General features: G+C 40.6%; 5 protein-coding genes and 1 pseudogene. 4 read left to right on the top strand and 2 right to left on the bottom strand.

Going from position 1 to position 5,852, the window contains the following annotated elements; translation table 11 throughout:
* From B3143_RS02040 to B3143_RS02030, 3 genes and pseudogenes are all read left to right on the top strand, one after another.
* Positions 1–700 (top strand): annotated as a pseudogene (locus tag B3143_RS02040) (IS3 family transposase); the annotation flags it as partial.
* 479 nt (positions 701–1,179) lie between these two features.
* A complete protein-coding gene (locus tag B3143_RS02035) occupies positions 1,180–1,968 on the top strand; it encodes a PaaX family transcriptional regulator C-terminal domain-containing protein (RefSeq protein WP_005235191.1) in 789 nt (262 codons plus the stop codon).
* A 94-nt stretch (positions 1,969–2,062) separates the two neighbouring features.
* Positions 2,063–3,040: a fatty acid desaturase family protein gene (locus B3143_RS02030; protein ID WP_214001338.1), complete on the top strand. Its 978-nt coding sequence runs from the start codon at positions 2,063–2,065 to the stop codon at positions 3,038–3,040.
* A gap of 56 nt (positions 3,041–3,096) precedes the next feature.
* Here B3143_RS02030 and B3143_RS02025 read toward each other — a convergent pair whose 3' ends face one another.
* Positions 3,097–4,047, bottom strand: a complete 951-nt coding sequence (locus B3143_RS02025; protein WP_214001339.1) for a cation diffusion facilitator family transporter — start codon at positions 4,045–4,047, stop codon at positions 3,097–3,099.
* Positions 4,048–4,244: 197 nt separating this feature from the next.
* On the bottom strand, positions 4,245–4,892 hold the full coding sequence (yfcF, locus tag B3143_RS02020; protein ID WP_214001340.1) for a glutathione transferase: 648 nt from the start codon (positions 4,890–4,892) through the stop codon (positions 4,245–4,247).
* Positions 4,893–5,117: 225 nt separating this feature from the next.
* Here yfcF and B3143_RS02015 point away from each other — a divergent pair, with 225 nt between their 5' ends.
* Complete coding sequence (locus tag B3143_RS02015; protein WP_214001341.1) at positions 5,118–5,834, top strand: glutamine amidotransferase; 717 nt, start codon at positions 5,118–5,120, stop codon at positions 5,832–5,834.
* The last annotated feature ends 18 nt before the right edge of the window (positions 5,835–5,852 follow it).

The following is a 5,852-nucleotide window of genomic DNA, read 5'->3' as shown; positions in this document are numbered from 1 at the left end:
GGCAAAAACTGAAACGTGAAGGCTATATTATTGCACGCTGTACTGTTGCTCGATTAATGAAAAAGCTAGGTATACAAGGTGTTTAGCGTGGTAAGAATAAACAAACCACCCGTAGCCTAGATGTTCAAAAAAGAGCAGATGATTTAGTGAAACGTAATTTTAATGCTGATCATCCTGACCCTTGCGAAGCAGTGCTAAGTTCGATGACTTCACGTATATTCAAACCAATTCAGGTTGGGGCTATATCGCCTTTATTATTGATGTGTTCTCACGAGCAATTGTTGGATGGAAAGTATCTATACGGATGAATACAGATATGGTGCTCGATGCACTTGAGCAAGCATTACACGATCAAGGCATGCCAAAGAATGTGATTCATCATTCTGATAGAGGTGTTCAATATCTTTCTATTCGCTATACCAATCGTTTAGAAGCTGCAAATTTACGAGCATCAGTCGGTACAACTGGTGATTCATACGATAATGCTTTGGCTGAAACGGTGAATGGCTTATACAAAACAGAGGTGATTGAATATTTAAAAGCAGATTGGCAAGGTTTAGCAGATGTACAACTTGCGACATTCAACTGGGTAGATTGGTTCAATAAAAAGCGTGTACAAAGTGCACTGGGTTATTTATCGCCTTTTGAGTTTGAAGCAATGTACTATGATAAGATTAACCCGTTAGGTCAGGTGGCCTAACTTAAATAAAAAAGTCTCCGACAAACCCGGTACGGTTCACCTGGGTAACACCGGAAGGTGGCGGTGGTCCGAATTACCCGAATATGTAAGGTAATTCGTATGAATAAGAAATCTTTTTCTTGTTCATATACCCAATTTTGAAGCAGTTATAACTAACACTTCACTTTAATTTTTTAGGTAATCCCAGTTCCCTAGGGAGCTGGGATTAAAAATAATCAAGAATAAAGAGAAAAAAAACAGATTCATGTCTTTTTCGTTGACTTGCTGCTTAGACCAACTTATTGACTGTGAAATAGTGTGCCTCAGTAGAAAACCAACACCTTATCTAGTCATTTTTATCCATATACGTTGTCTTTAATTAAAATTAATTGCCTGAATATACAAACACTTTAGTCGTATTTCTCTTTGGTTCTTCATATTCAAAATGCTATTGTACAAAAAGTTTCCAATTTCTCATTTTCTAATCACGATCTAGTTTCATGACTTATAAACTGAATGCCCGACATCTGGTGCTAGACCTGCTCTATGCCTCACATAACTCTACTGTTAGCATCAAACAGATGTTATGTGCAGCAGATTTATTAGGAATCTCTGACAACAGCTTGCGGGTTGCAGTCGCACGACTTAATCAGGATCAGATCATTCAGTCAGTAGAACGCGGCATTTATCAGTTAATTGAAAAAAAATTTGATACTTCTTTTATTAGCCTGAACAAACATCCCAATATGCAGACCGCTACGGCTTGGGATGGTAAGTACATTCTGGTTTATACCGGTGCTTTGGGGCGAGTAGATCGTACGGCCTTATCTAAACGGGAAAAAGCCCTGCGTTATTATGGATTTCAGGAACTGGAACAGAACGTGTTTATCCGCCCGGACAATTTGCAACTTGGTTTGAACGAGCTTAAATCAGCAGCCGTCAAGTTTGGTCTGGATCAAGGCGCACGATTTTTTCAGGTCAGCGAGATCGATCAGCACACCCATGTATCTGCACTTTGGGATATTCATGGCCTGCATCAAACTTATTTGAATATCAGCCAGGAAATTGAACAATGGTTTGAAAACCATCAACAGTTATCCTTGGCTGAATCAGCTAAAACCGCCTTTTATCTGGCAAAATCTGCTGTATTTAGTCTGCGTGCAGATCCGCTATTGCCTGAAGAATGGCTAGATGCTCCAGCCCGACAAAAGTTTGAACTGGCCGTACGGCGTATGGAGGAGCAAGGCCAGCAGTTATGGCAGCAATATTTTCAACAACAAGGTGTATAATTTATTTCCTACATACTCACAAAAGTAAATTGACTGTAATATTTTAATTCAAATATAGTGATAAGAAATACAAGAATTAGATCAAGGCAGAATAATGAACAGTAAAGTGAGCGTCACAGAGCTATTTAGCCGTGAAGAAATTAGAGAGCTGACTACCCCATCCGATTTACAGGGTGCTCTGGCAGTGGGTTCAACTTGGGCTGTGATTGTTTTGACCTTTGGCACAATTGCTTATAGCTGGAAATATTTACCAGTCTGGGGAAAAATATTGATGTGTGCCTTGGCATTAGCCATTCTGGCGGGTCGCCAACTCGCTATGGCCATTTTGATGCACGACGCCTCACACCATAGTTTGTTTAAAACCAAGTGGCTAAACACACACTTCACTGACTGGCTATGCGCCCGTCCGATCTGGAATGAGGTCGGTAAATATCGTCCTTATCATTTGAAACATCATGCCCGCACCTCTCAACCTGATGATCCAGATTTAGGTCTGGTCAAAAACTTTCCAATTACTAAACAATCATTATTCAGAAAATTCTTTAGAGATCTAAATGGTCAATCCGGCCTAAAATTTCTGTCTGGCCGAGTCTTGATGGATTTAGAACTTCTGGAATGGAGTGTTTCCAATGATCCGAAACCAATTCCTCGTGGTAATCGCAGTAACTTGGAACTGGCAAAGAATCTGTTAAAAAATAGCTCGGGCATGCTGATTTCCAATGCTGCCTTATTTTCCGCACTTTGGGCCAGCGGTCATCCGAAACTTTATTTATTATGGCCCCTAGCTTATATTACCCCTTTCCCACTGTTTATCCGTATCCGGGCAATGGCTGAGCATGCTGGTCTAGAAACCAGCCATTCTGCATTGACTAATACCCGTACCACTCGTGCAGGTTGGCTAGCGCGTGCTTTCGTTGCACCGATTCATGTAAATTATCATATTGAACATCATTTAATGGCCTCTGTTCCACATCAAAATCTGCCCAAAATGCATCAGATGTTGCGAGAGCGCGATTATGTGAAAGCACCACCGAGTTATAAAGATGTAATTGTGTCATTATTGAAAGACTAAAATTAAAAGATCGAAGTTTAAAAATACATTAAGTGTGATGGCAAAATTTCTCAAACTTAATGTTGATGGCTTTCCTTATGCTCATGCTGTTCATGTAAATGGTCCGATTGCCGATGCTGTTCTGGGGGACAATCTTCTGCTTCAATTTGCAATGTCATCTCGGTGATATGATGTTCATAATGCAACATCTCAAACGCCTCTTGATGCAACTTTTTATAGTCAACGTCTGGCGCAACTAAATGCACCGTCAACATTACCTTCTTGGAAGTAATCGCCCAGACTTTTAGCTGATGAATATCTTCAACACCGTCTAGCGCCAGTAGGTCATGGCGCAGTTTTTCAATATCGATTTCATCAGGAACCCCTTCTAGCAGAATATTGATGCTCTGTTTCAACAAAATCCATGTCCGTGGAATTACCCAGAATCCGATCATGACCGCAATCACGGTATCGATCCACATCCAGCCACTGAAATAGATGATGATTGCGCCAATAATGACACCCACCGAACCTAGTGCATCACTCAGTACTTCCAGATAAGCTCCTTTAATATTCAAGCTTTCCTGACTGCTAGAAACCAGAATTTTCATGGAAATCAGATTAATAACCAGTCCAAGTATGGCGACAATCAACATGCCCAGACTTTCAATTTCAGGGGGATGACTTAGGCGCTGGTAAGCTTCAAACAGGATATACACCGCTACCAGAAATAGCATAATCGCATTAAACAAAGCTGCCAGAATTTCAAATCGCTGGTAGCCAAAGGTACGTTTATCATCTGCTGGTTTTTGCCCGATCTTAATTGCAGCTAGAGCAATCGCCAGTGCGGCTGCATCTGTAAACATATGTGCCGCATCAGAAAGCAAGGCCAGACTCTGAGTCATAAAACCGGCAATGACTTCTACAATTAAAAAGACTGTCGTCAGAGCTAAGGCGATGGACAGTTTTTTAGCATTCTTCGCACTAACTTCTACATGACTATGATCATGATGATGTGATCCACCCACCGTATACTCCTTTTCATTTGAATCTGATTCTAAGTTTTAGCTACTTCTTATTACCTATACTTTCTATACTACGCCTGCGCTGCTGATATTTAAGCAATTTTTTGTATAACGTGTCTCTCTTTTAAAATATCCATGTCTATTCATTAAGCAAACTTAGTACTTAAATTATTAAATTTACCTCTCTACCCGATATAGAATCAAAACTCAGCATGAGTACGCAGTTTTTCATTTTCCAAAATCCAGGACTGCACTGAAGATCGCTGAAAATTACGCTGAATATAAGCCTGAATCTTTTCGGGAAGCTCAACATCGTGACTAAGCAGACGATGCAGCATAAAGGCTAGATCAAAGTCTGCAATTGACCATTGTTCGGTGAGCCATAGCTCTTCAAGTAAAGTTTCTGTGATTGCCAGTAAGCGCTGAATATCCTGCATGGTTTCAGCCGATGCGATTAAAGGCCTTTTAGGTGGAACAAAGATCGAAGTTGAAGGCATATCCTGCCGGATAGAGGAAAAATCAGTTTTCATCAAAGCCTGAACGGCGCGGCATTTTGCTCTGGCTTTCATCTCTGCAGGATATGAAGCAGGATAATCCGGTGCCGGAAAAGCATCTTCCAGATATTCGGTAATCGCCCAAGATTCAAACAAATGAAAATCATCAATAATCAGGCAAGGGACTTTGCCACTCGGACAAATTTTACGATAAGCTAAAGATTGCTGTTCCAGCAGATTCAGATCGATCATTTTTTCCTGAAAGTTGAGTCTTTTCTCTTTTAAAGCCACATAAACCGACATGACATAAGGACTGATACGTTTTTTATCGACATATAAGCAGATATTGTGCATTTTTTATCCTGCCTCTTATGATTATCCACTGCTTTCTACTCTAACGCCTTTTTTATAGAAAAGGAAAATATCGCTGCATAATGATACAAAGCGGAGTTATAGTCTTACATAGGCTTGCCGATTCGGATGAATCACCTACCTAAGGCTAAATCACCGGATTAAAAAGACTTCTAATTTTTTGCAGAATAACGTTAAATAAATATTTTCCATTTAGACCTGACTGCTATGCTGAACCTTGACCACTTCCCTGATACCGTATATGCCATTCAACATCTGGCTTTTGAAGACCTAGGTGCCTGGGAAGATGTGTTTTATCAGCTAGGATTACGTGTTCGCTATTTTGAAGCCGGAATTGATGACCTACGAAAGGCGTATGAATATAAAGGTCTGACAATTATTTTAGGGGGTCCAATTGGTGTCTATGAAACGGTGGACTACCCTTTCTTACAACAAGAAATAGACTTACTTAAAGTGCGTTTAGAGAAGAATTTACCCACTTTAGGTATTTGTCTGGGTACTCAACTCATTGCTCATGCACTCGGTGCTAAAGTCTATGCAGGACATAGCAAAGAAATTGGCTGGTCTAAGCTTACTCTTCCAGTCGCTGAGAATAATCCACTACAAGCCTTGGAAAATATTGAAGTGCTACATTGGCACGGCGATACTTTTGATCTGCCTGAACAGGCTGAATTGCTGGCCAGCTCTGATCTTTATCCAAATCAGGCCTTTCGGGTAGGACAGAATATTCTAGCACTACAATTCCATGCTGAAGTAGCCAGTGAAAGTTTAGAGAAATGGCTAATTGGACATACCTGTGAGTTACGCAAAGCCCAAATCAATATCCCCACCTTGCGGGCGGATCATCAAAGCTATGCACCCGCGCTTGAACAGGCAGCCAGTTCGGTATTGATGCATTATTTAGAAAACCTGCAACTTAAATAACCGCAGATTCAAATACCA

The sequence above is a fragment of the Acinetobacter sp. UBA1496 genome (assembly GCF_002324975.1).
Taxonomy (GTDB): Bacteria; Pseudomonadota; Gammaproteobacteria; order Pseudomonadales; family Moraxellaceae; genus Acinetobacter; species Acinetobacter variabilis.
This window is presented reverse-complemented; position numbering and strand designations above follow the sequence as displayed.